The organism is Citrobacter sp. EC_71 (assembly GCF_019584005.1).
GTDB classification, from domain to species: domain Bacteria; phylum Pseudomonadota; class Gammaproteobacteria; order Enterobacterales; family Enterobacteriaceae; genus Citrobacter; species Citrobacter werkmanii.
Window position 1 is genome coordinate 1 of sequence record NZ_VDAY01000068.1, and the last position, 495, is coordinate 495.

1 protein-coding gene is annotated in these 495 nt (G+C 60.2%); it reads right to left on the bottom strand.

The window, feature by feature from the left end:
* The coding region (locus tag FHD02_RS24015; protein ID WP_304502719.1) for a propanediol/glycerol family dehydratase large subunit at positions 1-495 on the bottom strand (495 nt) is incomplete at both ends.

The window sequence follows — 495 nt, forward strand, 5'->3', positions numbered from 1 at the left end:
CCATCAGCGCTTCCGAACCGGTGCCAGAGGTGTAACGCATTTTCAGTCCGCGAGACGCATAGGCCGAGGCGAGAAACGCTTTGGACCACGGCGTATCATCGCCGTCGGTAAACACAGACTCTGTACCGTATACCGACACGGTTTCGGCGTAGCTGGTTAACCCGCGCATCCCCAGCTCCAGCTCAGTCGCCTCCTCAACGGAACATTGCGTCAGCACGCCGGGGCGACCGCACTGGGAACCGACCAGCAGCGCCAGGGCGTTAAACGGCGCGTAGCGGGCGATCCCGACCGTCGTTTCCTGTTCTGAAAAACCACGGATCCCCGCTTCAGCCGCATCGGCGGCAATCTGTACCGGGTTGTCTTTCAGGTTGGTGACATGACACTGGTTGGACGGCGTGCGTCTGGCGCGCATTTTTTGCAGCGCCATCATCATTTCCACCACGTTCATTTGCGCCATCACCTCCACCGCTTTCGCCGGGGTGATAGCGGTGGTAA